The 25931-nt window shown below is 66.5% G+C and carries 20 protein-coding genes; 3 read left to right on the forward strand and 17 right to left on the reverse strand.

Annotation, left to right across the window (positions count from 1 at the left end; translation table 11 throughout):
• Positions 1 to 47: 47 nt before the first annotated feature.
• Entirely contained in the window at positions 48 to 3338 is a 3291-nt protein-coding gene (locus ACFTWF_RS10810) for a protein kinase (RefSeq protein WP_378461191.1), read from the forward strand.
• Between the two features lie 21 nt (positions 3339 to 3359).
• On the opposite strand, the gene ACFTWF_RS10815 is transcribed toward ACFTWF_RS10810, so the two are convergent.
• The 5 genes from ACFTWF_RS10815 to ACFTWF_RS10835 form a co-directional block, all read right to left on the reverse strand.
• Positions 3360 to 4451, reverse strand: a complete 1092-nt coding sequence (locus ACFTWF_RS10815) for a zinc-binding dehydrogenase (RefSeq protein WP_378461192.1) — start codon at positions 4449 to 4451, stop codon at positions 3360 to 3362.
• 133 nt (positions 4452 to 4584) lie between these two features.
• A complete protein-coding gene (locus ACFTWF_RS10820) occupies positions 4585 to 4995 on the reverse strand; it encodes a cytochrome P450 (protein WP_378461193.1) in 411 nt (136 codons plus the stop codon).
• A 136-nt stretch (positions 4996 to 5131) separates the two neighbouring features.
• Complete coding sequence (locus tag ACFTWF_RS10825; RefSeq protein ID WP_378461194.1) at positions 5132 to 6649, reverse strand: MFS transporter; 1518 nt, start codon at positions 6647 to 6649, stop codon at positions 5132 to 5134.
• 52 nt (positions 6650 to 6701) lie between these two features.
• Positions 6702 to 8123 (reverse strand): aldehyde dehydrogenase family protein, encoded by a 1422-nt coding sequence (locus tag ACFTWF_RS10830; protein WP_378461195.1) that lies wholly within the window; start codon positions 8121 to 8123, stop codon positions 6702 to 6704.
• A gap of 200 nt (positions 8124 to 8323) precedes the next feature.
• On the reverse strand, positions 8324 to 9466 hold the full coding sequence (locus ACFTWF_RS10835) for a cytochrome P450 (RefSeq protein ID WP_378461196.1): 1143 nt from the start codon (positions 9464 to 9466) through the stop codon (positions 8324 to 8326).
• Between the two features lie 830 nt (positions 9467 to 10296).
• On the opposite strand from ACFTWF_RS10835, the gene ACFTWF_RS10840 reads away from it, so the two are divergent.
• Positions 10297 to 11976, forward strand: a complete 1680-nt coding sequence (locus ACFTWF_RS10840; protein WP_378461197.1) for a 4Fe-4S binding protein — start codon at positions 10297 to 10299, stop codon at positions 11974 to 11976.
• A gap of 874 nt (positions 11977 to 12850) precedes the next feature.
• On the opposite strand, the gene ACFTWF_RS10845 is transcribed toward ACFTWF_RS10840, so the two are convergent.
• The 8 genes from ACFTWF_RS10845 to ACFTWF_RS10880 form a co-directional block, all read right to left on the reverse strand.
• Positions 12851 to 13147, reverse strand: coding sequence for a TetR/AcrR family transcriptional regulator (locus tag ACFTWF_RS10845; RefSeq protein ID WP_378461198.1), 297 nt, complete (start codon positions 13145 to 13147; stop codon positions 12851 to 12853).
• A 16-nt stretch (positions 13148 to 13163) separates the two neighbouring features.
• Positions 13164 to 14192: an acyl-CoA dehydrogenase family protein gene (locus ACFTWF_RS10850; RefSeq protein WP_378461199.1), complete on the reverse strand. Its 1029-nt coding sequence runs from the start codon at positions 14190 to 14192 to the stop codon at positions 13164 to 13166.
• Positions 14192 to 15343: an acyl-CoA dehydrogenase family protein gene (locus ACFTWF_RS10855; RefSeq protein WP_378461200.1), complete on the reverse strand. Its 1152-nt coding sequence runs from the start codon at positions 15341 to 15343 to the stop codon at positions 14192 to 14194. Before ACFTWF_RS10855 ends, ACFTWF_RS10850 begins: the two co-directional genes overlap by 1 nt.
• Before the next feature lie 61 nt (positions 15344 to 15404).
• Positions 15405 to 16571: a thiolase family protein gene (locus ACFTWF_RS10860; protein WP_378461201.1), complete on the reverse strand. Its 1167-nt coding sequence runs from the start codon at positions 16569 to 16571 to the stop codon at positions 15405 to 15407.
• 85 nt (positions 16572 to 16656) lie between these two features.
• Entirely contained in the window at positions 16657 to 17673 is a 1017-nt protein-coding gene (locus ACFTWF_RS10865; RefSeq protein ID WP_378461202.1) for a PDR/VanB family oxidoreductase, read from the reverse strand.
• Positions 17670 to 18365: a nitroreductase gene (locus ACFTWF_RS10870; RefSeq protein ID WP_378461203.1), complete on the reverse strand. Its 696-nt coding sequence runs from the start codon at positions 18363 to 18365 to the stop codon at positions 17670 to 17672. The genes ACFTWF_RS10865 and ACFTWF_RS10870 overlap by 4 nt, the downstream gene beginning before the upstream one ends.
• A 57-nt stretch (positions 18366 to 18422) precedes the next feature.
• Positions 18423 to 20222 (reverse strand): AMP-dependent synthetase/ligase, encoded by a 1800-nt coding sequence (locus tag ACFTWF_RS10875; RefSeq protein WP_378461204.1) that lies wholly within the window; start codon positions 20220 to 20222, stop codon positions 18423 to 18425.
• Positions 20223 to 20279: 57 nt separating this feature from the next.
• Positions 20280 to 21344 carry a phosphotransferase gene (locus tag ACFTWF_RS10880; RefSeq protein ID WP_378461205.1) on the reverse strand — a complete coding sequence of 355 codons (1065 nt, stop codon included), beginning with the start codon at positions 21342 to 21344 and terminating at the stop codon, positions 20280 to 20282.
• A gap of 187 nt (positions 21345 to 21531) precedes the next feature.
• Between ACFTWF_RS10880 and ACFTWF_RS10885 the strand changes: the two genes are divergently transcribed.
• Positions 21532 to 21972, forward strand: coding sequence for a nuclear transport factor 2 family protein (locus ACFTWF_RS10885; protein WP_378461206.1), 441 nt, complete (start codon positions 21532 to 21534; stop codon positions 21970 to 21972).
• A 65-nt stretch (positions 21973 to 22037) separates the two neighbouring features.
• Here ACFTWF_RS10885 and ACFTWF_RS10890 read toward each other — a convergent pair whose 3' ends face one another.
• From ACFTWF_RS10890 to ACFTWF_RS10905, 4 genes are all read right to left on the reverse strand, one after another.
• Positions 22038 to 23048 (reverse strand): hypothetical protein, encoded by a 1011-nt coding sequence (locus ACFTWF_RS10890; protein WP_378461207.1) that lies wholly within the window; start codon positions 23046 to 23048, stop codon positions 22038 to 22040.
• A 102-nt stretch (positions 23049 to 23150) separates the two neighbouring features.
• A complete protein-coding gene (locus tag ACFTWF_RS10895) occupies positions 23151 to 24458 on the reverse strand; it encodes a Rieske 2Fe-2S domain-containing protein (RefSeq protein WP_378461208.1) in 1308 nt (435 codons plus the stop codon).
• A gap of 189 nt (positions 24459 to 24647) precedes the next feature.
• The gene (locus tag ACFTWF_RS10900) at positions 24648 to 25472 is read right to left on the reverse strand and encodes an alpha/beta fold hydrolase (protein WP_378461209.1); all 825 of its coding nucleotides are present in this window, start codon (positions 25470 to 25472) and stop codon (positions 24648 to 24650) included.
• Positions 25472 to 25921 (reverse strand): nuclear transport factor 2 family protein, encoded by a 450-nt coding sequence (locus ACFTWF_RS10905; protein ID WP_378461210.1) that lies wholly within the window; start codon positions 25919 to 25921, stop codon positions 25472 to 25474. The genes ACFTWF_RS10900 and ACFTWF_RS10905 overlap by 1 nt, the downstream gene beginning before the upstream one ends.
• Positions 25922 to 25931: the final 10 nt, after the last annotated feature.

A 25931-nucleotide genomic window follows, 5' to 3' on the forward strand; every position in this document is an offset into this window, starting at 1 on the left:
GCCCCGCACGCGAGAACTACCGCGTGACGAACCGAGTGTGACGTCCGATGGGCCAAAACGATCCGCTCGATACCCAGCGACACCGGGCCGGCTCCGTCACCGAAGAGCTGAACGCCACCGGATTTACCGGCGCAGAGGAAATCGGGCGCGGCGGCTTCGGTGTCGTCTACCGCTGCACCCAGGCGAACCTCGATCGCACGGTGGCGGTGAAGGTGCTCACCACCGAGATCGACGAGGAGAACAGAGCCCGATTCTTCCGGGAACAACGGGCGATGGGCAGGCTGACAGGGCACCCCAATATCGTCAACATTCTGCAGGTCGGGGCCACTGACAGCGGTCTCCCCTACATCGTGATGCCGTATCACCCGCAGGATTCCCTCGACGCACAGATCCGCCGTCGCGGGCCGTTGCCGTTGACCGAGGCACTGCACCTGGGGGTCAAGATCGCCGGCGCCGTGGAGACGGCGCACCGGCTCGGAATCCTGCACCGGGACATCAAACCCGCGAACATCCTGCTCACCGATTACGGCGAACCCGCGCTGACCGACTTCGGCATCGCGCACATCACCGGCGGCTTCCACACCGCCACCGGGACAGTGGCCGGGTCGCCGGCCTACACCGCGCCGGAGGTGCTCCGAGGCGATCCACCGAGCCCGGCCGCCGACGTCTACGGCCTCGGCGCCACCCTGTTCAGCGCCCTCACCGGTCACGCCGCGTTCGAACGTCGCACCGGAGAACAGGTGGTCGCGCAGTTCCTGCGGATCACCACGCAGCCGGTCCCCGACCTGCGCGAGCACGGGATCCCCGAGGACGTGTCCGCGGCGATCGGACGCGCGATGTCGGGCGCGCCGGACGAGCGGCCGGCCACCGCCGAAGACTTCGGAGAGGAACTGCGGCAGATTCAGCGTCGCCACGACTTCGCTGTCGACGAGATGGCGCTGCACGCGAACCCGGCGGCGAACGAAACCGGTCGGCAGGCGGTGCAGGGCAGTCGACACCGTGCCACGGCGCCCAGCCCACGAGGCGTGACCGGGAACCTACCCCTGGACCTGACGAGTTTCGTGGGCCGCCGGCACGAACTCACCGAGGCGAAAAACCTGCTCGCCGGGTCCCGGCTCGTGACATTGACCGGGATCGGCGGGGTCGGAAAGACGCGGCTGGCGATGCGGGTCGCGGCGACCGTGCAACGCGAATACGCCGACGGTGCGCGCCTGATCGAATTGGCCGAGCTGCGAGAAGAGTCGCTGCTGGTCGACGCGGTGGCCGCCGCCGTGGGCATGCGGGACCATTCGGCGCGGCCGCTGCGCGAGGTCCTCGTGGAACATCTGGCGGCGCGGGAACTGCTGCTGGTGCTCGACAACTGCGAGCACCTGGTGGACGCCGTAGCGGAGCTGACCGACACCCTGTTGCGAGTGTGCCCGGCACTGCGGATTCTGGCCACCAGCCGCGAACCCCTCGGCATCGGCGGGGAGACGGTGCTGCGGGTCCCACCGCTGGCCGTGCCGGATCCCGGCCGGCAGCCCTCGGTGCGGGGTCTACCCAAATACGATGCGGTGACCCTGTTCGCCGACCGCGCCGCCGCCGCCGTCCCCGGGTTCGCGCTCACCGAGGACAACGCGGCGGCGGTGGCGGGGATCTGCCACCGCCTCGACGGGCTGCCGCTGCCCATCGAACTGGCCGCCGCCCGGCTGCGAGCGATGTCGCCCGAGCAGATTTTGCAGCGACTGACCGTGCGCTACACACTCCTGACCCACGGCAGCCGCAACGCCCCGACGCGGCAACAGACCCTGCGGTTGTCCGTGGACTGGAGTTTCGAACTGTGCACCACCCGTGAGCAACTGGTGTGGGGACGGTTGGCGGTCTTCGCCGGTAGCTTCGAACTCGATGCCGCAGAGCAGGTCTGTGGCGCCGGACTCGGCCCGGACGAACTGCTCGACACGCTGACGTCGCTGGCCGACAAGTCGATCCTGACCCGGGAGGAACACGAGTCGGTGGTGCGGTTCCGGATGCTCGAGACCCTCCGTGAATACGGCTACGAGAAATTGGAGCAGACCGGCGAGGACCTCGCACTGCGTCGCCGCCACCGGGATTGGTACGAGGCGCTGGCACTCGACGCCGAGGCCGAATGGATCAGCGCCCGACAACTGGACTGGATCAGCCGCCTGAAGCGGGAACAACCGAATCTCCGGGAGGCCCTCGAATTCAGCGTGTCCGACAGCCCCAACGCGGGACTTCGCATTTCCGCTGCGCTCCTGTTGTTCTGGGCGTCGCAGGGTCTCTACAACGAGGGACGGCGCTGGCTCGATCGCCTGCTGACCCAGCAGGACGGTCACCCGACCCTCGAACGGATCAAGGCCCTGTATGCCGGCATCGTCCTCGCCGAAGTGCAGGGCGACCTCGAGTCCGCAGTCGCGTCGATGGAGGAGGGACGCGCGGTTGCCGCGCAGACCAGCGACCCCTTGATGCTCGCTCTCATCGCCTACTCCGACGGCACCCTCGCCCTGTATCGCGGTGATCTCGCCCACGCGTGCCCCCTCCTCGAGGACGCCCTCGCGGAGTTCGACAGGCAAGCGGACCGCACCCTGCGGACGAGTGCGCTGTACACGCTCGCACTCGCATACGGGCTGCGCGGTGAGGCGGAGCGCGCGACCGAGTGCAATGAGCGGTTGCTCGCGACCACCGAGGCGTGTGGCGAGTCGATGTTTCGATCGTATTCGCAGTGGTCCATGGCAGTCGTCAAGTGGCGCAAGGGTGATGCCGACGGTGCCGCGCGGCTGCTCGAGCACGCGCTGCAGATCACACGGCGGGTGCACAGCCCCCGCATCACCGCGTCCTGCCTCGAAGCTCTGGCGTGGATCGCCGGCGAACGCCGCGACTGGACGCGTGCGGCGGTTCTGATGGGCGCAGCCGACGAATTGGGGCGGTCGGTGGACAGCGTCGCCGTCATGTATCCGGACATGCTCGTCTACCACGACACGTGCGAGCAGCAAACGCGGCGGGCGCTCGGCGAAAGAGCATTCACCGCAGCCCGTGGGAGCGGACAGCACCTGGATTTCGATGCGGCGGTCGCATACGCCCTCGACGAGCAACCGCCGGCCTCCCCCACCCCCGCCGGTTCGCCGGTGAGACTCACCAAACGGGAACGACAGGTCGCCGGCCTCGTCGCCGAGGGCCTCACCAACCAGGCGATCGCCAACCGTCTCGTGATCTCGCCCCGCACCGCCCAGGGCCACGTCGAGCACATCCTGTCGAAACTGGGCTTCACGTCCCGCAGTCAGATCGCCGCGTGGGTGGTGGAATCGCACGACAAGGACGACCGCCCCGTCCCCCCACCGTGACCTCCTAGCGGCAGTCGTGGATCAGGACAGGTCGGTGATGACCAGGCGAGCTGCAGAAGAATCCGCGAGCGCCTCGTAGCCCTCGTTGATTTCGTGCAGTGAGATCTCCTTGGACACCAGATCGTCGAGATTCATCCGTCCCTGCAGGTACAGCGAGGCGTACAGCGGAATGTCTCGCTTCAGGTTCGACGACCCCATCCAGACACCGTGGACGTGGATCTGCCTGGTCAACATCGTCACGCTGTCGATCTCGCGGCGGGCGTCGTTGGCACCCAGGCCGACGAGGTACAAACCGCCACCTTTGGCCAGCATCTCCAGCGCCTGCCGGGTGACGGAACTCATTCCGACGAAGTCGAACACGTGGTCGGCGCCGTGCCCGGTGATCCTGAGAACTTCGGCCACCGGATCGGTAGTGGACGAGTTGACGGTGTGGGTCGCGCCGAACGCGCGTGCGCGTTCCAGCTTGGCGTCCTGCACGTCGACGACGATGATCGTTGCGGCCCCGGCGATCCTCGCGCCGCTCACCCCGTTCATGCCGACGCCACCGGCGCCGATGATGACAACCGTCTCTCCGATCTGCACGTCGGCGGTGTTGAGCACGGCGCCGGCTCCGGTCAAGACACCGCATCCCAGCAGGGCGGCTGGGGCGAACGGCATCTCCTCGGGCACGACCGCGAGCTGGTTTTCGTGAACCAGCGCCTGCTGCGCGAATCCGCCGAGGCCGTTCATCTGGCCGATCGGCTTCGCCTCGGTGCCGAGGCGCGGCGGTTCGCCTGCTCCCCGCAGCGTCGCGTCGGTACGCAGGCAGCGATAGGTCTTGCCAGACAGGCAGTTGACGCACGAGGCACAGAACTGCAGAAGGCTGGCGACCACGTGGTCGCCGACCCGGATGTCGGTGACGTCGGGGCCGACGGCGCTGACCACGCCGGCCAGTTCGTGTCCGAGCACGATGGGAAACTCGTAGCCGAGACCCATGGTCGCGATGCTGTGATCCGAATGGCACAGTCCGGACGCCTTGACCTCGACCAGTACTTCGCGGCCGATCGGCGCAGCGATCTCGATGTCGCGCACCGTGAACCCTCGGCCGAGTTCCTCGACGATGGATGCTTTCATGTCCTCTTCCTCAGTTCATCGGGTCGTGCAGATCTCGATCAAGGGCCGTGACGACAGGGCGGCTCGCAGCAAGCACGATCGTGATCGGCTCGAAGGGTTCGCCGGGTGGGTTACGGACGGCGTCGACCATCGTTCACCACTGCGATGTTTCTCGTTCTGCGGCTGGGAACTTCAGTTCGAACTTCGGGATGCGGCGCCGAAGTTCGGTGAACGCGATCTTCAGTTCCAGCCGGGCCAAGTTCACGCCGAGGCAGCGGTGCGGACCCATCCCGAAGGCAAGGTGAGGCCGTGCGTCGCGGTCGAATCGCACCTCGTCCGGGTCGGGATAGTACTTCGGGTCACGGTTCGCCGCAGCCACGGGAAAATGCACCCGCTCGCCCCTGCGGATCGTGATCCCGCCGACGTCGACCGAGTCGTCGATGATGGTCCGGGTCGGCACGGGAGGCGCCTTCCAGCGCAGCAACTCCTCGATGGCGGGCTCCGGATTTTCGGTATCTGCGGACATGTCGTCCCACTGCTCGGGGTGCCGCGCCAAGTAGGTCATCGACTGGGCCGACACGCTCGTGCAGGTCGTCGAGCGTCAGTTCTACGGTCATGAGAGGCTTCAGGTCGGGGACGACTTCGGATTCGGGTTGAAGAGGTTTCAGCCGAGAGCGCTTCACGCTACCCGAGAACGGGTTTCAGGATTGCGCGCGGACGAGCTCGCTCTCGCTTCCGCCCTCTTCCTCCGCACCGGGCGGTGTCGGTGATTGCTGAATCTGGCGCCACGGCACGAACACGGCGAGAGCCGCACCGAAGAATGCAGCCACGGTGGGCAGGAGGAACGCGAGTGTCACGCCCGTACTCGTCGAGAAGACTTCACCGTCGGCCACCAACGCCGCGTTCGAGTTCAGTACGGCGTACGCGACGGCGGGCAGTGCGGCGGCACCGGTCAGGGTGAAGACGTTCACGAGGCCGGCGATCGACGCTTGCTGCTCGGCGGGTACCGCGGCGACGATCAGATTCGGCACCGAGGCCAGAATGATGCCTTGACCGTAGCCCGCGATGAAGCTGAACAGGAGAAGCAGAGCGAATTGCTGGTGGGACAGCGTGATCAGAAGGGCACCGAGACCAGCGATCATCAGACCTGCTCCCATCAAACGGCGGGCAGGGATGCCGCTCACCAGCTTCGCGACGGTGATGCCACCGACCATGTTGGCGAAGCCGTAGACGGCGAGCACCGGGGCGAACCCGAACCCGTCGAGTCCCAGGCCGTACCCCAGGCCCAGCACCGCCGGGGTCATGCATACCATCGGCAGAAGCACGAAGAGGGCTTGTGCGCAGGCATACCCGCAGCTCGCGGTCACGGCGGTCAAGGTCACTGCGCGCTTGCGGAACAGTCGCAGATCGACGAGCGGATCCGCGAATCTGTTCGCCGACACCACCCAGGCGGTGAGCGCGACGATCCCGATGACGAACCCCGCGAGCGTTCCCTTCGCAGTCCAGCCCCACGTCGGACCGAACGTCACCCCGATGAGGATGCCGGCCAGCCCGATTCCGAGCAGTGCCGCTCCGACGAAGTCCAGCCGCGATCGCACCCGCACCCCCGTCTCAGCGGTACTCGCCGTGATGAAGCCGGCCAGGACTACGAGGGCGCACGCGGTCATCCAGTAGATCGCGCGCAGGCCCCAGAGCTCGAGGATCCACGCGGTCAGATAGGGCGACGCGGTGGTGAAGATGCTCAGCCCGGCCATCGACAAGCTCATCGCGACAGCAACCTTGTTGCGCGGAAACACGTCCCGGATCAGGGAATAGACGAGGAAGAGGGTGGTCCCGATCAACCCTTGCAGGACGCGTCCCAGCACGAACAGAAAGTAGGATGGCGCGAGCGCGGAGACTACGGAACCCACGGTCGCCACGAGCATGACCAGCAGAAGCAGCCTGCGCTTGCCGTACATGTCCGCCAGCTTGCCGACGAGCGGCGACAGGACAGCACCACTGAGCAGGGTCGCTGCCACGGCCCAGGCGCCCTGTGCCGTGTGGAAGTGCTGCGAAATGGCGGGGATGGCGAACGCAGTCATGGCGCTGGACGACGCGGTGACTTCGAGGAGCAGGCACAGCGAGATCAGCGAAATGATCAGACGCGGAGTCCAACTCGCAGCAGGTACCCCGTCAGCGGCATGCGGCGCCGGTACCCTCTCGTCGGCAGGGGTGTCCATGATTGTTCAGGTTCCCTTCTCAGCAAGAAACAGTGCCCTATGGATGGCGGGCTCAGGAGTCCTGCGACTCGAATGTCACTTTCAGCTGCGTGTACTCGTGAAGACCCTCGAGGCCGTTCTCCATCCCCAGACCGCTCCATTTGGTGCCCCCGACAGGAATGTTCGGCGCTGCGATCGAATGCGCATTGACGAATACCGTGCCGGATTCGAGGCGGCGGCCGATCGCGCGTGCTCGGTCGACATCGCGGCCCCAGACCGATGCACCGAGACCGAACTTCGACGAGTTCACGTCATCGATGACGGCATCCAGGTCGGTGTAGCGGACGAGCGGAAGCACGGGTCCGAACTGTTCCACCTGCACGATCCGGCTGTCCGGGGCTACGTCGACCAGAACCGTGGGCGGCAGGAAGTAGCCCGGTCCGGCGGGCGGCTCGCCACCGGCGATCGCTTTCGCTCCGTGGGAAATCGCGTCTTCGAGCAGACCCAGCACACGCTCGTACTGGGGGCGATTGTTGATCGGCCCGAGATCCGTACCTTCGACCATGCCGGGCCCGACCCGCACGCCACGAGCGAGTTCCGACAGCAGTTCTGCCACGCGGTCGAAATGCGCAGCGGGAACATAGATTCGCTTGATACAACCGCAGAGCTGACCGTTGTTGGCGAAGCTCAACGTGAACAGCTTCTCGGCTATGGCTTCGGGGTCGACATCGTCGAGCAGGATCGCCGGATCGTTGCCGCCGAGTTCGAGCGTGATGCGCTTCAGATCGTCCGCGGCCGATCGGGCCACCGCCTTGCCCGTCGCCACCGAACCGGTGAAGCTCACCTTCGCAGGTATCCGATGCGTGGTCATGCGGGCGCCGAGCGAATCACCGCCCGAGACCACGTTGACGACGCCAGGCGGGAGCACGTCGGCAATCAGGGCACCGAATCTCAACGTGGAGACGGGCGTGTACGGCGACGGCTTCAGCACCACCGTGTTGCCGGCCCTGAACGCCGGGCCGAGCTTCCAGCATGCAAGTGTCACAGGGAAGTTCCACGGAGTGATCGCCGCAACCACGCCCAGGGGCCGGCGCTCGGCGCTCACCGCGAAGCCCGCGCAGTCGTCCGGCACCGAGCTCTCGGGCACCGGCATCTCGGCGAACTTGTCCAGCCACGTCGCCGACAGCTGGATCTCCATCCGTGAATCTGCGCGGGACTTACCCTGTTCCCTGGTGAGGAGTTCGGACAGTTCGTCTTCGTTGCGGCGCAGGACATCCGCGGCCGAACGCAGTCCCTTCCTTCGCGCCTCCTCGTCCCGCGACCAGGCGGGCTGAGCTTCCGCGGCAGCGGCGAAGGCCTCGTCGAGCTGAGCATCGGAGCACTCGGGTACGACGGCCCACACTTCCTCGGTCGCGGGATCGAGCACACCCACGGTGGAGTCACTGATCACGCGCCTACCGTTGATGACCATTTCAGCGGCGAAGTGCTCAGCCATTACCCGGCTCCTCTCTCGGCAGGCGATCTTGCGCTCCCCTGCGGCTGCTACGTCATGTCGGTGGAGAACAGGACTTACGCATCGTCGTCCGCTTCACCTGTCAGTCCGTGAGGCTGCCGAGACCGGCCGCCGCATCGTGATGTCCCTCACTCTAATCCGGATCACCAGATTATTACAAGACGTCTTGTCGCAAATTAATTTCAGCGGAAGGCGACCGGAAGCGCCGTCCGGCCACGCAGCTCGAAGCTGGTGTTCCACTCGGCCTCGCCCGCTCGCCGAAGGTTCGGAAAGCGTGAAAGCAGCTTGGTGAACGCGATCTCGGTTTCCAGTCGCGCGAGTGCTGCACCGATGCATACATGGATGCCGATCCCGACTCCCAGGTGCCGGTTGGGCTTGCGATCGATCCGGAACTCCTCCGGATCCGCGAACTGCAACGGATCTCGGTTCGCCGCCGGCATCAGCGGGATGACGGACTCGCCGGCCTTGATGAGCTGGCCACCGAGCACCGTGTCCTTGATTGCCGTGCGCCCGGTGAACTGCACCGGGCCGACGTAGCGCAGGCACTCTTGCACGGCCGAAGTCGCGAGGTCGGGGTCGTTGCGGAGCCACTCCATGTCCTCGGGACGGTCAAGCAGTACATCGAGGCCGTTACCTATGAGGTTCACGGTCGTGATGTGACCCGCCTCCATCATGAGGTGGATGGTGTCGATCATCTCGGCATGCGTCAGGTTGTCCTCCTGCTGTGACACCAACAGGGAGCTGATGAGGTCGTCGCCTGGCTGCTTCCTCTTCTTCTCGATCACGTCCTCGACGAAATCACGCAGGCGGCGCCCGTGGGCAGCGGTGCGCTCCAGCGTCTCTTTGGTCGCATTGGGATCGTGCGCGGGGCTTCCCTTGTCCGCCAGAGCCAGCGCCAAGAACTCGTCCTGGTCCTCATGGGGCACCCCCAGGAGTTCACCGATCGCGTAGACCGGCAGCGGGTAGGCGTAGTCGGCGATGGCGTCCATGCCCTCGTTGCCTTCGACCTGGTTCAGCAGTCGGTCGGCGATGTCCTCCACACGATCCTTGAGCCGCTTGAGACCGCGCGTCGAGAAGGCCGGCGCCGAGCCCTTGCGTAGACGTGTATGTTCGGGCGGCTCGGTCGTCACCATCGTCGGGCCCTTGAACGCCTGGTACCGCTCGCCATCCACCGGCCGCTCGGTCATGTGCGGCTTGTCGATGTTGTACTGGGCGGAGGAGAAGTTCTCGTGATCCCGCAGCACCAGGGCAACGTCGTCATACCGCGTCGCGAACCACAACCCGCGCTTCGTGTTCCAGTGCATCGGTTCGGTCTCGCGCATCATCGTGTAGACGGCGATCGGATCGTCGACATACGCAGGATCCCAGGGGTCGAAGCCGGACAGCAGGCCGCCGACCTTGGACGACAGAATGTCGGTCATTGATGTTCCTCTCGGTTGGAAAGATCCGCGCGGTACGGGTTCCGGCCCGGTGCGCCGAGACCGCCGAGCAGTGATCAACGTAATGGAGCCAGATTTCTCAGTGAGTGTGCGCCCGCATCGAACTGCTGCGCTCAGCCGTGATCATATTCGAGTCGTTCGAGACGAGGAAGACAACCAGAGGGCGATGTCCTCGACGTCGTACGACGGTCAGATGGGACCTCGGTGGCTATGGAAAGGCTCCCGCGTGAAGTTCTGGTTGACGGTCTGCGTTCTCACCCGCTCCATATCACTTGATACCGGAGGTCTTGTAGGTAAATACGAGATCCACACCGGTGAGGTCGTATACGTCACACTCTAACGAGTCGGGCCTCATAATTGCAAGACTGGCAGTCGCAAATCTTCTGGATGAGCTTTCTTTCAAATGATCGCGACATAAACTCCCATCACCGTCTTTACGGCCCTTCAAGGAAGGGCGGAGCCGGACCCGAGATGACTTCATGCGCCCGTCGTACGCACGATCCGGGCGTGGTGTCGGCGGGCGGGGAGGCGTCGACGGATCGCTGATGGAACACGGCCGGCGCGAGACTCCGACCGGACCGGAGCCGACCCCGAACAATATATAGACAATGAGGATCAAAATACGGCACAATCGCGGCAATCGAAGAGCGCGATACCGCAGTCGGCAGTCCAACCACGACGCGGTACCGCTCCCACCGTTCCAGAGAGGTCCCGCCGTGGCTTTCGTGATCACCCAATCGTGTTGCAACGATGCGTCTTGCGTGTCGGTCTGCCCCGTCAATTGCATCCACCCGACACCGGACGAGGCACCCTTCGCGACGACCGAGATGCTATACGTCGACGCCGACACGTGTATCGACTGCGGTGCGTGCGCCGACGAGTGCCCCACCGACGCCATCTACGCCGACCACGAACTCACCGAGGACCAGGAGCCGTACCAGCAGCTCGCCACCGAGTACTACGAGCGGTACCCCATCGGGCCGGAGTGGCCGACTGGCCGGGACCACGTCAACGCCCCCGTAGATCTGGGTACTCTGCGAGTCGCCATCGTCGGCTCGGGCCCGTCTGCCTGCTACGCGGCCCTCGACCTGACGTCCCGCGCCCGTGTGGAGGTGAGCATGTTCGACCGCCTCCCCACCCCGTACGGGCTGGTCCGCAGCGGCGTCGCCCCGGACCACACCAGCACCAAGGCTGTGGGCGACCTGTTTCGCCGCGCGCTCGGCCACAAGAATACGGAGTGCCACTTCGGGGTCGAGATCGGCACCGATCTCACCCATGCCGAGTTGCTGGCCCACCACCACGCCGTCATCTACGCCGTCGGCGCCGCAGGTGACAGGCGCGCGGGTATCGAGGGCGAGGACCTGCCGGGTTCCCACGCAGCCACCGAGTTCGTCGCCTGGTACAACGGTCATCCCGACTATGCGGACCGGGTGTTCGACCTGTCCGGTGAGCGTGCCGTGATCATCGGCAACGGCAATGTCGCCCTCGATATCGCGCGGATCCTCGTAACCGACCCCAAGCACCTGGCCCGGAGTGAGATTGCGGAACACGCCGTGGCCGCGCTACGCGGCTCCGCGATCCGTGAGGTTGTCATCGTTGGGCGACGAGGTGCGGTGCAGGCCGCTTTCACGACACCCGAACTCATGGCCCTCGGCAACCTCGAGGGCGTCGACATCGTCGTCGAAGACAACGAACTCGCCCTCGATCCATCCACGCAGGCGTCGCACGACGACCCGGACACCGAACCCCGGATCCGCTGGAAAGTAGGCCAACTCGAGAAGTACGCGCAGCAGCCGGTCACACCGGGCAACAAACGTATCGTGCTCCGCTTTCTCTCGTCCCCGATCGAGCTCACGGGGAACGGGAAGGTGGAGGCGATCACCCTGGAACGCACCGCACTCACGACAGTGGACGGTCGGGCAGTGGCGTCGGGCACCGGCGTGCTGGAGACTCTCGAAACCGGTCTCGTCCTGCGTTCTATCGGGTACCGGGGGAAACCGATCCCCGACCTGCCGTTCGACGACCGCCGCGGCACGATCCCCAACGATGGTGGCCGTGTAGTCGACCCCGCCACCGGCAATCCCGTAACCGGGGTGTACACCGCCGGCTGGATCAAGCGCGGTCCGAGCGGCGTGATCGGCACGAACCGACTGTGTTCGGAACAGACAGTGGACGGCCTGATCGAGGACTTCGTCGCGGGCCGTCTCATGCCGCCGGTCGGCGGGCGGGAGAAACTTGCCGCACTCGTCGCGGAACGCGCTCCGCAGTACGTCGACTACGAGGGCTGGCAGCGGATCGACGAGCGCGAACGCGCCGCGGGCCGGACCGACGGCCGGCCGCGCACCAAGTTCGTCACCACTGCCGACCTGCTGCGGGCCTCGATACCCCCAGCCTGACGGCACCGATGGTCGATGTGTTCCGGTCGTCCACTCACCGGTGTCGACGCGTGTTCGAACACGATTTTCGCCCTCACCAGCAGCTGCGCCCGGCGGCCTCTGCCGCCGTCGACCGGTGGGCTACCGCCGCATTGGGGCCGCGTGGCGAACCGCATACTCCGCGGCTGAGCGATCTCCCACAATGCAACCGGCACCAAACTGCGAAGAAAGGTCATGCATCACGAGTCATATCAATCACAAGAGCCCCGCGCTGATGGAGACGGCCTCACCCGCGCGCGCTATAGGTGAGGACTGAAACGCCAGCCGTGTCGTAGATCGATCCACCATGCACCCCGGATTCGAGCAGGCGATGCGGTTGCGGCGCAGCTGGTTTCGGTCTATTGATGCGGGTGAGTCATGTTCGCCAGCTGTCGGTCCCATCGCACCGGCGCACCCTGAGGTCTACAGGTCTGGATCGTCGCCGTCCCGGCTCCGCGAACGGTCGCGGGCGCGGCGCGAGCGCGGGGTTCGCTCGCAATCGCGTATGCCGTCTCAGCCCTGTACGCCGTGCGCCGCGTGGGCGCTGGCCGCGGGCTGGTGCACAAAGCACCGGTTGAGCCGGCTTGCTGCCAGCGCGGGCCAGGCAGTCCGCACCGAAGACGTGTTGACTACGAAGTTATTCACATTCGTCCGCGCGATTCCAAACCCGACAATGCCCCCTTGGCCATGCGCTGGAGCACGCCCGAGATGCCCGAAGGACGCGTGGTTCCCTCGGGACGGGAGTGTCCGACGAGATCAGGCCATGCACTGCGCGAACTGCCGCCGCGAGTTCTTCTCGCGCATGGCCGGGATAGTTGGCATCAAGCGCGCGGATCCAACGATCGATGTACCTGCGCTAACGCCTCGTGATGTTGGCGCGGTACACCTGCGACAACGTCGCCTGCTCACGGTTCCAGTTGGTTGCGTGCTCGGGATTGTCGATCGAAAATTCCACATGTGCGGCGATCAGGCCTTCGAAATCCGCCTCCGGGGGGGAATCAATCGGTTCGCCGATCCGAATCAGCAGAGCATCGAGGAGGCGATCGACGAGCGCGGCGAGGACCTCGTCCTTACTGGAGAAATGGCGGTAGACAGCAGAACCGGTGATCGGAAAACGTGGGGGCAACGTCGGGTCGACCCGTCTGTACCGCACGCGGGCTGGGACTCCTCTAGCCGGTGACGAGACCCCACAGGCCATCACGCCCGGCGGCGAGCGCAGCGTCGGTCAACTTGCCGTCCCAGTACTGGACGGAACCGAATTCCGACCGCCAGGCCAGTGCCGGCTTCGTGAACTCGTGCAGTCGGTGCTCGCGGGTCGTGCCGATCGCTCCGTGCACCTGATGGGCGTTGCGCACCACGACCGACGCCGCGTGCCCGGCGCACGACCGGGCGACCGCGACGGCGAACTCGAGACCTGTTGCCGCCCACTGCGTGCGCACCGCTGCAGCGAGCGCGGCCTCGGTGGCAGCCCGGGCCAGCGCAGCCTCCGCCGCGATGTCGGCCACCAGGTTCTGCACCGCCTGGAACTTGGCGAGTGGACGACCGAATTGCGACCGTTCACTCGCATGCGACACCGACAGGTCGACGATGCGGTCGAGCGCGGCACACGTCTGCAAAGCCCGGACCAGCGCCCCGCGCAGGAAGAACTGCCGAACGATCGACTCGTCGACGGCGGCGCCCGACAGCGCCGCCAGGTCGATGCGCACGGTGTCACGGGGCTCCTCGGCCAGGTTGACACCATCGGTGATCTCGAAGGCGCTCGTCGCGAGATCGGCTACGCGGCAGGTGTTTCCGTCGTGCCACACGGTGACGATCCGCTCGGCCTCGCGTGCCCACGGCACACCCGACGCAGCGCCGTAGGCGCCCAGCACGGCCACTGTGCGCCGTGCCGTGCCGACCGGCATACCGGCCGTCTCGAGGAGCCACCCGGCGAGGAGGTCGTGTTCGGCGACGGGCACCCGGACACCGTTGCAGACCGCGGCCTGGATCAGTTCGGCCGCCTCGAGCCAGCTTCCGCCACTCCCGCCCGTGGCCTCGGAGCCGGTGAGGCGGACCAGGCCCAGTTCGTCGAGCTGCGCCCAGAGCGTGGTGTCCCAGCGGGCCGCGCCGATCGCCGGTTCGTGTTGCTGCCGGTGCCGCGCGAAGACCGCGGACATCATGTCGACGAGATCGGTGTCGATCGTCGTTGCGGTGGTCATCAGCGCATCCCCAATCCTCGTGCGATCACGCCGCGCAGAACTTCGTTGGTGCCGCCACGGAGCGTGAATCCCGGACGTTGGACGACGGCGCTCTCGAGCATCGCCGCGTAATCCGCCTGCTCGGCGGACGGGTCGCCGGTGAGCAGATCGGCGAAATCGGCGATATCACCCTCGGTCGAGGTTCCCAGGACCTTGACGACCGCCGCCGCGGTATCCGCCGGTTCGTGTTGTCCGAGTGCTCCGGCCACGGCTGTCGACATCTGGTGCAACCCGGCGATCCGCGCCACATACCGGCCCACGTCGGTGTGCCGGGGCAACGCCTCACGGCGCATCTGTTCGGCGGACTCCGCGAGCAGAGGAAACGTCGACAGGAAGCGCTCCGGTCCGCTGCGTTCGAAACTCAGCTCGGAGGTGACCTGCTGCCATCCGTTGCCGATGGTACCGAACACCATCTCGTCCGGAACGAATACGTCGTCGAGGATGACCTCGTTGAAGTGGTGCCCGCCGTTCATCGAGACGATCGGGCGGACGTCGACGCCCGGAGAATGCAGGTCGACGATGAACTGGCTGAGACCGTCGTGCCGGTGCGCAGGATCGACCGGGGCGGTTCGTGCCAGGCAGATGAACATGTGCGCGCGGTGCGCACCCGAGGTCCACACCTTCGTTCCGGTGACGGACCATCCCCCGTCGACGCGGGTGGCCTTGGTGCGGACGCTGGCGAGGTCGGAGCCGGAGTCCGGTTCGCTCATGCCGATTCCGAAGTAGCAGTCGCCGCTCGCAATGGCAGGCAGGAATCTGTGTTTCTGGACCTCGGTGCCGTATTTCAGCAACGAGGGGACGATCTGCCGATCGGCGATCCAGTGCGCGGACACCGGCATTCCGGCCGCGAGGAGTTCCTCGGTGACGACGAATCGCTCCAGGTGGCTGCGGCTGTGCCCGCCGTATTCGCTCGGCACGGTCATGCCGAGCCAGCCGCGGGCAGCGAGCGCCCGGGTGAAGTCCTCGTCCCACCCGGTCAGCCAGCAGTCGACCTGCCGGTGGACGCGACCGTCGGCGATGTACTCGGCCACGAAGTCGCGGACTTCGCGGCGTAACTCGTCCATGGCGTGCGGATCGTCCGACACCGGGGGAACCAATCGAGAAGTGTTCATGTGCAGGCTTTCGGGATCGGGAAGCGTGGGCGCGGGCGGTGACCCGCGGGAATCGGGGTACTCAGGAGCCGACTTCGACAATCACCGCCGAGGCCATCCCACCACCGGCGCACATCGCAGCCACTCCGGTGCCACCACCGCGGCGCCCGAGTTCGTGGACGATGGTCGTCAGCATGCGCGCACCGGTCGCCGCCACGGGGTGCCCGAGCGAACACCCGCTGCCGAACGGGTTGACGCGGTCCTCGTCGAGATTCAGCGCACGGCAGGCCGCGATCGGAACCGACGCGAACGCCTCGTTGATCTCCCACAGGTCGATATCGGTGACCGACATGCCTGTGCGGGACAGAGCCTTCCGGATTGCGTCGACCACGGCGAGTCCGGTGCGCACAGGGTCGACACCCACCGAGGCGCCGCCCCGGATCGTCGCGAGCGCCGGTAGTCCGTCGGCGTCGACGACATCCGAGGAGGTGATCATGAGCGCGGCGGCGGCGTCGTTGATTCCGCTGGCGTTGCCTGCGGTGACACTGAATCCGGGGATCTCGGGGTGCAGGACCCGCAGGGACGCGAGTTTCGCGGCGTCGGTCGTGGCGCGCGGATGCTCATCGGTGTCGAACGCGCGCACCGTGCCGTCCGCAGCGGCTACCGACAGGGGCACGATCTCGTCGGTGAACACGCCCTTCTCGATCGCCGCCAGGGCGCGTCGATGTGAGCGCAACGCCCACGCGTCCTGGTCCTCGCGCGAAATTCCGCTGAGGCGCGCTGCATTCCAGCCCACGGTGACGGACATGTCGTCGGCGGGCGCGTCGGGGGTCGGCCGATGCGACTGGAACAGCCACGCGGTGTCCGGGTCCTCACGGAGCCGCAGAATGGGTGCGGTGGAGGAGGATTGGACGCCGCCGGCGATGATCGACCGCTCGCCACCTCCGCGTACCCCGGCCGCGGCGAGGAGTACGCTGCTGAGCCCGCCGGCACAGTGCCGGTTCACGGCCAGGCCCGGCACGTGCGTCAGGCCGGCCTCGATCGCGGAGAATCGTGCGATATCGCCGCCACCGTGAAGTGATTCGGCGAGGATGACGTCGTCGACCAGATCGGGTGCGACGCCCGATTCCTTCAGCGCCGCCGTGATGACCGGGACGGCCAGCACGTCAGGCTGCGTGTGTGCCAAGCTGCCTTTGAACGCCGTCCCGATTGGGGTGCGGACGGCGGAGGTGACGATGGCCTCGACCATGAGGGCTCCTTCGTGTCGGTGATGTCTGATCCCGGCGCGACGGGCAGAACGATCGTTCCTCGATCGGCGCCGGGAATTGCAGGATCTAGAGGTCCAGGATCAACCGGGGGGTGCACGAACGCCCGACGCAGATCATCATCGTCTCGTTCGCCTCGCGCTCCTCATCCGACAGCACCGAGTCGCGGTGCTCGGGAACGCCTCCGAGAACGCGTGTTTCACATGTTCCACAGAATCCTTCCTCACACGACGCGGGCGCGTCAGGAACCACCCCTCGGACCGCTTCGAGGATCGTGATGTCCTCCGTGACCTGCACGGTCGTACCGGTTCGCTCGAGCACGACCTCGAAGGAGGTGTTGTCCCCCGTCTCGGCCGGTTCGCTCGACGCCCCGAACCGTTCGAAGTGCAGCGACGAACCGCGCCCAGCCTCCGTGCACACGTCCTCGAGCGCCCGGAGCAGGCCCTCCGGCCCGCACGCGTAGATCAGGGCGTCGGGATTCGTCGCCGCAACCTCGGCTGCCAGGTCCGGCAGCCCGCGCTCGTCGTGCGCGACGATGTCGACCGACTCCGCACCGAATCCCGTGGCCCGCTCCACGAACGCCATCGACGAGCGACTGCGTCCGCCGTACACGAGCCGCCACGTCGCGCCCTGTTCGGCTGCGGCGCGAATCATCGGGAGGATCGGCGTGATACCCACTCCCCCGGCGACGAACAGGTACGAAGGCGCGGGACGCAACTCGAAGTGGTTACGCCGGTCGCGCGCCACGAGCACATCGCCGACCTGGACAGACGCGTGCAGTTCGATCGAGCCGCCACGGGATTCGGGTTCCCGCAGCACCGCGATCTCGTACGCGGATCCGTCGGCAGGATCGCCGCACAGCGAGTACTGCCGGATCAGGCCCGACGGCAGGACCAGGTCCAGATGGGAACCCGGCTCCCAGTCCGGCAGTGCGGTGCCGTCCTCGGCGGCGAGCCGGAATCCGCGGACGCAATCCGACACGTCGACCGCCTCCACGACCCGCAGTCGCAGCGATTCTTCGTTCACGTCGTCCCCGCTTTCGCCCGCGGTGCTCTCGAATCGAGTCTGTGGCTCGTCGATGGTCATTGCTCACCTGCCCAGGAAATGATCTCGTCGGCGGTCTGCCGCCGGGTGCGGAAACCGTTCACCGGATCGGAGGTGTCGGCGTACCCGAACGAGATGCCGAGCAGAATCATCCGCTCCTCCGGAATGTCGAAGAAGTCCCGGATGAACGGGGCCTGGCTGGCCATGGCGGCCTGGGGTACGGCCCCGATCCCGCGGGCCTGTGCAGCGAGGAGGAAGCTCTGCACGAACAGTCCGCAGTCCACCGCGCCGTAGATGCCGAGGTTGCGCTCGGTGGTCACGATCGCGACGTGCGGAGCCCCGAACAGCGAGAAGTTCTCGAACATCTGCCGGTGGGACGCGGCGCGGTCCCCCTTGGCGATGCCGACGCTCTCGTAGAGCTGGAACCCGCACTCGCGGCGGCGGGCCAGGTACTCCCCCTCGTAGGCCGCCGGAAACGCAAAATCGGGGTCGTCCTCGAACTTCTCACCGACGTGCTCACTGAGCCCCTTGCGGAACCGTTCGGTCTCCTCGCCCTCGGTGACGATCACGTTCCACGGTTGCGTGTTGCACCAGGACGGGGCGTGGCCCGCGTCCGCGACGAGCGACCGGATGACGTCGCGGTCGACGGGTTCAGGTCGGTAGCTGCGGCAGCTACGACGCTCCGCGAGCAGGGTGGAGAGGACGTCGGCAGGCGTCGAGTCGATCAGGTCCATGGAGGGGTTCCCACATTCGGTCGGACTCTCGGGAGAGTCGGTATCGTGTTCGGCGGTTCAGCCGGCGGAGCCGGCGAGGGCACGACGGTCGTACAGTGCCCGGATCTCTTCCTGGTAGCGGTCGGCGACACCCTTACGGCGGATCTTGAGCGTCGAGGTGACCTCGTTTCCGCCCGGTGCCCACGTGTCGGTGACGATGTGGAATGTCTTGATCTGCTCGACTCGTGAGAGCCCCTGGTTCGCCGTCTCGACGTCCTCCGCGACGACGGCGAGAATTCGCGCGTCGGTGGCCAACTCCTCCAGCGGAGCGGGTTCGATGCCGTTGTCGGCACAGTATGTGGCGAGCGCGTCAGGGTCCAGTGTCAGCAACGCCACGATGTAGGGCCTGCCCTCGCCGATCGCGACCGCGGTCGACAGCAACCGGCCGTGCTTGCGGAGTTCACCCTCGATCAGAACCGGAGACATGTTCTTGCCTGCGGCGTTGATGATGAGTTCCTTCTTGCGGTCGACGATCGTCAGATAGCCGTCGGTGTCCCGCGTGGCGATGTCACCGGTGTGCAGCCAGCCGTCGCTGTCGATTGCCTCGGCGGTGGCCTCCGGCATGTCGCGGTAGCCGACCATGACACCGGGCCCCTTGACGAGGATCTCGCCGTCGTCGGCGAGGCGGACCTCCTGCCCGTCGAGGGGGACGCCGATCGTTCCGAAGCGCACACCGTCCGGTGGGTTGGTGGTGCACACACCACCGTTCTCCGACATGCCGTACGACTCACCCAGCGGAACCCCGACGGCGTGGAAGAACTCCATCAGTTCCCGTGCCACGGGAGCGCCACCGATGATCGCGGCCGCGATCCGGTCGAGGCCGACCAGCGCTCGGATGTCGCGCATGACGGCGATGTCCGCCTCGTTCGGCTTCCCGCCCCGCCGGACACGTTCTAGACCCTGCTCGAGGGCGGAAGTCAGCTCCGCACGGCGGGCCGGATCACTCTGCGCGGCAATCTCGGCCTGGATGCGCGACCTCAGCTTCTCCCACATGCGCGGCGGGGAGAAGAACAGACCCGGGCGGACTTTCAGCATGCCGTCGAGGACCTCGGAATGGTCGGTGAGCAGCGTCATCTGGAAGCCGCGCAGAATCTGTCCGTAGTGGTCCATGTTCCGCGCGGCGATGTGTGCCATCGGCAGGTACGACATCTGCGCGGAGCCGAACGGCAGACCCATCCGCTCCATGTAGGTGCCCACCGCCCACAAGATGTTGCCGTGCGTGAGCTGGACGCCCTTCGACACACCGGTCGTCCCGGACGTGTAGATCATCGTCGCGAGGTCGGACGAGGACACCTGCCGCCAGTGCGCCTCGAAGTCGAAGTCGGCGGGCGTCGCGGCGACGTGGTCGGCCCACGAGTGCCGATCACCCGGGACCGCGTCGATGACCGTGACGTGTTCGATCAGGCCGGCGGCCTGCTCCGCCTGCTCGCCGTACGCGCGCTCGGTGACCAGGACCCGGGCACCGGAGTTGGTGAGCAGGTATTCGATGAACTGCGGCGGCGCGGTGTTGTAGACCGAGACCGTGCGGGCACCCAGGTGCAGGGCCGCGAGGTCGAACCAGTGGAACTCGGGGCGGGTGGAGAACAGGAGTGCCACGCAGTCACCCGGGCCCACTCCCATGGCCGCGAGTGCCCCCGCGGTTTCCTCGACCTTGCGGGCGTACTCACCCCAGGTGATGTCTGCGAACGACCCGTCGAACGACGTGAACGCAATCCGGTCCCGGTAGCGCGCGGCGCTGTCCTGGAAACGGTCGCACAGACTCGCCGGAGCGGAGTCCGGGGCGAGGACGGAACCTTCTCGACCACTATCAGCGTGCACGTCGGTCTCTCCTGTTCATTTCCGAAAGCTCTATTCGAGAAAGAGTGCGGCGGATCGTCACGCGTACACGTCCGCGACGGCGCCGTGGTCCATCACGGCGGTCACGTAACGGTCGCTCATGATCCGGCTGCGCTCGAAGGGCTGCATCACCTTGGGTGTCATCGTCCACATCAACCCGTGGACGAGGTGCCGGACGTAGTCGGCCCACGCCTCGTCGAATGTAATCCGCGGTCCGCCGGCCGCCGCGAGCTGGTCCAGGTAGCCCCTGAGGAGATCCCGTTCGCTGCTCCGGCGGTCCTCGACGGACAACGCACCCGACAGGAAGAGGGCGACGTCGTAGGACCACGGCCCGAAGCAGTAGCACTGCCAGTCGATGAAGCCGAGGTCGCCATCCGGGCGCAGGAATGTGTTGCCGAGGTGCGCGTCGCCGTGCTGCAGGGAGTGCACGGCGACGTCGTCCGATTCCCACACCTTCTTGAACGCCCGGTACAGCAGGTCGGGGTTCTGAAGCTCCGCGGGGTACTGGGGTGCACCCTCCTGCGCGAAGTGCGAGTTCCAGTACTTCTCTCGGTAGAAGAGCTTCGCGGCCTTCCGGGTGATGCTGCCGACGCCGACGCCCGGAAGGTCGGCTGCGGTCTTCCCCCAGGTGGCGGCGTGCCACTTCGCCTGATGACTCAGTCCGCTCGCGACCTGATCGACGGTGAGGACGTCGCCCGGCTCGACGAACGTCGATCCCGCCGCGGCGATGTCTTCGAGGACGATCAGTCCCTTGCCGCCGGTCCGGTCGACGCCGGCGTAGTAGCACTCGGGCGCCGACGACTCGAACAGGTGCCGCAGTTCCCCGTAGAACCGGGCCTCCATCGTGTGGATCGCGTCGTCGGAGACGTTGTCGAGACGGCGATCCAGGCCGCCCTTGACGCACAGATTGCGGGACAGCGGGACGTCCGGCTGTCCGGAGTAGGTGGCCTCGAGGAGCACTTTCGTGGCTGTGCCCCAGATGATCTTGGTGACCTCGAGGTGCTCGACCGTCAGCGTCGGGTTCTGCAGGCGCAGGACCCCGGTGAGCCACGCGGCCGTGATCTCGTCCGGCGCGCTCGGCTGGAAATCGGAAGTATCAAGCATGAAACCGGAGTCTCCTCGACTGTCGGCGCGAATATAATTGAGACTGCTAGGATCAATATAGGAACCGTGCGCAGCGCCGTCAAGCCACTCGCGTTACCCGACTCACATACTGCACCGCACGGTGAGTCGGTCCACATACCGCCCGGAATCCGCCGGGACCACCCGTTCCACACCGCCGGGAGACATCGTGCCGAGCATCGAAGAACGCCTGATCAGGCTCGAGGACATCGAGCGAATCCGTCGCCTGAAGGCCGAGTACTGCAACGCCTGCGACGATCACCACGACCCGGACGCGATCGTCCGGCTCTTCGCCGCCGACGGCATCTGGGAGGCCGACGGGCTCGGCGCATACCGGGGTCACGACGAGATTCGCCGGGCATTCGAGCGTTTCGGGCGGTCCATACGCTTCTCTCAGCACAACACGACGAATCTCGACATCACCGTGACCGGGAACACCGCGTGCGGAACGTGGCATTTCGTAGGCGTCGTCGACTTCCACGACGGCCCCGCCAGGCTCACGCTCGCGCGATACGACGAGCGGTACGTCAAGATCGACGGCGATTGGAAGTTCGCGCACCTGAACGCCGTGCGGCTCGCCCACCACGAGCTGCCCGGCCTGCAGAGATGACGGAACCGCCCGTGCGTGACGCACGGGCGGTCCGGTGATCCCGAAACGGGCGAAAGCCTCGGGAGTCAGGCGTCGCCGTGGACCAACCCGAACGGGCGGCCGTCCTCCATTCGGTCCGTGACCTCGATCCAGCCGGCGCCGGACTTGCCGTTGATCTGCACGTTCGCGAGATGCTCGACGATGCGCAGCACCTCGTCACCCTTCGTGTGCCGGAGCGGGAGACGGCACGTCGGCTGGTAGGTCGCCTCGAACACGTCGCCGTCCGGCAACGGGATCGTGACGTCCGCACCGGCCAGCCAGTAGTCCGGGGCGCCGTCGTACCGGCATTTCACGCTCATCTCCGTGACGACGTGTGGCGTACCGTCCTTCAGGACGATGCCCGCGACCGCGGGTTCGGGTGTGCCGACCTGCATCGCGACGACGGAGAAGAGGTTGTCGGCATCGAGCTGGCCGTACACCCAGCGCCAGCAGTCGATCGACTGCCAGTTGCGCACGCCCCATGAGTGGTCGCGGAAGCCGAATCCGCGAATTCGCTTCTCCTGACCGTCGATTCGGACGGTCCCGGTCATCTGCCCGACGCCGGCATAGTGATCCTTGGCGACCGATTCGCCGCCGTGGTACGTGCCGTCCGTCGACGTGCGGTAGGGCGGGGCCAGGTCGACCCACGACAGGTCGAACGCGACCTTCTCCTTCGGCGAGTTGCGGAACGCCGTGCCCGGATCTGCGAATTCCGTTCCGTCGGCGAGGTGGCTCAGTTCACCGTCGAACGAGATCGACCAGCCCCCGGCCGTCCCTTCCGAGGCGAAGTCGAGGTCCCCGGCCTGCCACCGGAGGTTGTCGGTGATCTTCGCTTTCCGGAAACCGACCAGCGCGTCACCGGTGCTTCGCAACTGGAGCGCCGTCACCTCGGCGAAACCCTCGTTGACCCGTCGGCCGATGCGGAACAGCGCTCCGGCCGAACCGTCCTCTTCGACGACGTGGAAGAAGGCCGACTCGTTCCAGTTCGACTCCGGGCCGGGATCGTGCATCGCCTCGTCGGCCGCGACGACGTTGAAGAATGCGGACTGTGCATCCATGTTCTGTTCCTCTCGACAGAGGCGACCGGCCGTGGCAGCGGGCGCCCGTGATCGGACGGGCGGCAGGAACACCTCTCCCCTGCCGCCCGCACCCGACCCGATTCAGTTGACGGCGGAGTCCTTCGCGACTCCGCGCGAACCCACCTGACCCTTCCAAGAGGTTCCCGGCTCGATCATCTTCTCCGCGGCACGGATCTCCTCGTACGAGAAGTTCCGGCCCAGGCCGATCGGGGTCTCGCCCTTCGCATACTTGCGCGCGGCGTCGAGTATCAGGCGCCGCATGCGGATGATGGCCAGGTCCGACGTGCCCAGGTGCTCACGGCTGCGGTCCTCGATGGGCCCCATGCTCTCCTGGATGCCGAGGTCCTCGACCTGGTTACCGGTCATGCCGCTGAAGCTGAATTTGTCACCGTGCTTCTTGCGGTCCATCGAGTCCCGATCCTGCTGCCACATGTTCCCCGAGTGGAAGTCCATGTGGAAGTTTTCGTCGAGTTCGCCGACGCCGGACCATTCCAGAATCTTGGCGCGGTACTCGGGCTCGATGTTCTCGTCGTCGAGCCGGGCGTGAATGAAGTAGAAGATGGTGTTCTCGTCATCGACCGGCACGAACACCTGCGAGAACACCCAGTTCTCCGGCGCCGAGAAGAGCGCCCAGGACGGGGCGACGAACTGGGTCGTGCGCACGTACTTCTTGTGCTCACCGTCGACGAGCGCGTCGCGGATGCCTGCGTAGTGGAACCCGTAGGGCAGGTTCTCGACCTCGAGGCGCGGCGCCCCGTCGGTCAGCTGGAAGTTGAGCAGGCCGCCGCCGCCGGTGTAGTCGCCGCCTTCGGCCAGACGCCGGTTGAGGTCGTTGTGCAGGAAGTTGGAGTGGGCCGAGTCGATGGCACCTTCGAGGGCCTGGGCCCAGTTGCATCGCTGCGCCACCCGAATCGTGTAGATCTGCTCGGGCTTGCGAGCGGTCCAGTCGAACGCCGGGAACTCCGGCTCCGCCTTCGGGTCACCGAAATACGCCCAGATCAGGCCGCCGGCCTCACGCACCGGATACCCGATGTGACGGATCTTGTCCTTGAACGTGCTGTCCGCCGGCTCCGACGGCGTCTCCACCACCTTGCCGTTCCGATCCACCCGCCACCCGTGATAGAGGCATTGCAGAGCGCAATTCTCGTTGCGCGCCAACGCCAACGACGCACCCCGGTGCGGGCACGCCTCGTCGAGCACCCCGACCTTGCCCTCGGTGTCCCGGAACGCCACGTACTTGCCGCCGAGGATCTTGATCCGCCGCGGGGCGCCGTCCGAGACGACGTCCTCCGACATCAGCACCGGCGTCCAGTACTGACGCATCAAGACACCCATCGGTGCGTCACCCTCGACGCGGGTGAGCAGGTCGTTGTCTTGCTTGTTCAGCATGAGTTCTCTCCAAGTTCGAGGTCTGACGACCGGGCTGCGGTTCCAAGTTCTTCGAGGGTGGAGGATCGGCACCTACCCGACGTGCGACTCGGCCGGTGACGCTGGTGATCCATCCCGCACTATTTTGAATATTATCGTCTCATAATAGACGTGGCAAGGAAACGTCGGACACGACTTGTGCGATCGCTCCTACGCGGGCCGCTCACAACCTACGGCCTGCGCGAATGCGAGCAACTCCCGCTCGAGCGCGTCCGGCTCTTCCAGCATCGGATAGTGGCCGCACCCCTCGATCGTGACCAGTCGCGACCGCGTCAGCTGCTCCGACAGCCAGGCCGCACCCCGCGCGGAGTGCACGGGGTCGGCACGCCCCACCACCTGCAGAACGGGTACCCGGACGTTCGCGAGCTCGTCGATCTGGTCGAATTCGAGCATCGAGCGGTAACACTCGATCGCCGCCCACGACGGCATCTGCAACGACACCCGCATGAGCCACTCGATCGTCGACTCCGTCGGCGGCTGTGCGAACGCACTCGCGAGGTTGGTTCGCCGAGACCCCAGCCGATCGGAGTTCTCGGCGTCGAGGAGACGCGGCAGCACCTCACTCGCGGGCGCACCGAACGGGAAGTCCGCGCTCCGGCTGGCACGGACCGCATTCGATCCCACCAGCACGAGCCCGGCGATCCGGCCGGAATCCAGGACCGCGGCCTTGAACCCCACCTGCCCGGCGAACGAGTGCCCGACCAGCGTCACTCCGGCGAGGTCGAGCGTCTCGACCACGTCGAGCAGGTCGCGGGCCAGCTGCGGGACGTCGTACCCGTGGCGGGGCTTGTCCGAGAGGCCGTGCCCCCGCTGGTCCACACAGATCGCCCGGAAACCCGCGTCGGCCAGCACCCGCATCTGCCGGTCCCACACCGAGTGGTCGAGACCGAAGCCCGCCACCAGCACCACCGGCGGTCCCTCGCCGAGCTCGTGCACGGCGAGGCGGACACCGCTGCCGACCTTGATCAGTTCCATCAGGCGCCGTCCGCCGCAGTGGCCGAGGTTGCGAGAAGCTCGGCCGTGTCGCGGTAGTACGCGCGGATCGCGGTCGCCTTGCCGTTCTCGAACGTCCATTCCTCGACGGCGCCGGACGCGATCGGCGCACCGCCGCCCGGCGGGTACCAGTCGAACGACAGCCGCGCCGCGACGCGGTTGCCGCCGTCGACGAGCGCATCGAGGGTCAGTCCGCGCGGACCGACGTCCACCACACCGCGGGCCATGGCCTGGAACATTGCGCGAAGTCGCCGTGCACCCTCGACCCGGCCCCCGTAGGGAAGGGACGACGGCATCTCCACGAAGATCGCGTCGTCGAAGCCTGCGTCGGCCAGCTCCCCCAGTCGCTCGGGATCCTGGTCGATGAGCGCGCCGTAGAACGCACCGACCACCTCGGCCGGTGTAAGTGTGACGTGAGTGCCGTCAGGCATGTCGAATCCT

Source organism: Rhodococcus sp. NPDC056960 (assembly GCF_042674125.1).
Lineage (GTDB): Bacteria > Actinomycetota > Actinomycetes > Mycobacteriales > Mycobacteriaceae > Rhodococcus_F.

Excerpts from the sequence above, each read along its gene's own strand:
- ACFTWF_RS10810 (WP_378461191.1), top strand. The coding sequence starts at position 48 with ATGGGCCAAAACGATCCGCTCGATACCCAGCGACACCGGGCCGGCTCC.
- ACFTWF_RS10905 (WP_378461210.1), bottom strand. The coding sequence starts at position 25,921 with ATGCCTGACGGCACTCACGTCACACTTACACCGGCCGAGGTGGTCGGT.
- ACFTWF_RS10850 (WP_378461199.1), bottom strand. The coding sequence starts at position 14,192 with ATGACCACCGCAACGACGATCGACACCGATCTCGTCGACATGATGTCC.
- ACFTWF_RS10890 (WP_378461207.1), bottom strand. The coding sequence starts at position 23,048 with ATGGATGCACAGTCCGCATTCTTCAACGTCGTCGCGGCCGACGAGGCG.
- ACFTWF_RS10860 (WP_378461201.1), bottom strand. The coding sequence starts at position 16,571 with ATGGTCGAGGCCATCGTCACCTCCGCCGTCCGCACCCCAATCGGGACG.
- ACFTWF_RS10820 (WP_378461193.1), bottom strand. The coding sequence starts at position 4,995 with ATGACCTACTTGGCGCGGCACCCCGAGCAGTGGGACGACATGTCCGCA.
- ACFTWF_RS10865 (WP_378461202.1), bottom strand. The coding sequence starts at position 17,673 with ATGACCATCGACGAGCCACAGACTCGATTCGAGAGCACCGCGGGCGAA.
- ACFTWF_RS10825 (WP_378461194.1), bottom strand. The coding sequence starts at position 6,649 with ATGGACACCCCTGCCGACGAGAGGGTACCGGCGCCGCATGCCGCTGAC.
- ACFTWF_RS10855 (WP_378461200.1), bottom strand. The coding sequence starts at position 15,343 with ATGAACACTTCTCGATTGGTTCCCCCGGTGTCGGACGATCCGCACGCC.
- ACFTWF_RS10830 (WP_378461195.1), bottom strand. The coding sequence starts at position 8,123 with ATGGCTGAGCACTTCGCCGCTGAAATGGTCATCAACGGTAGGCGCGTG.
- ACFTWF_RS10900 (WP_378461209.1), bottom strand. The coding sequence starts at position 25,472 with ATGGAACTGATCAAGGTCGGCAGCGGTGTCCGCCTCGCCGTGCACGAG.
- ACFTWF_RS10835 (WP_378461196.1), bottom strand. The coding sequence starts at position 9,466 with ATGATGCGCGAGACCGAACCGATGCACTGGAACACGAAGCGCGGGTTG.
- ACFTWF_RS10815 (WP_378461192.1), bottom strand. The coding sequence starts at position 4,451 with ATGAAAGCATCCATCGTCGAGGAACTCGGCCGAGGGTTCACGGTGCGC.
- ACFTWF_RS10880 (WP_378461205.1), bottom strand. The coding sequence starts at position 21,344 with ATGCTTGATACTTCCGATTTCCAGCCGAGCGCGCCGGACGAGATCACG.
- ACFTWF_RS10870 (WP_378461203.1), bottom strand. The coding sequence starts at position 18,365 with ATGGACCTGATCGACTCGACGCCTGCCGACGTCCTCTCCACCCTGCTC.
- ACFTWF_RS10895 (WP_378461208.1), bottom strand. The coding sequence starts at position 24,458 with ATGCTGAACAAGCAAGACAACGACCTGCTCACCCGCGTCGAGGGTGAC.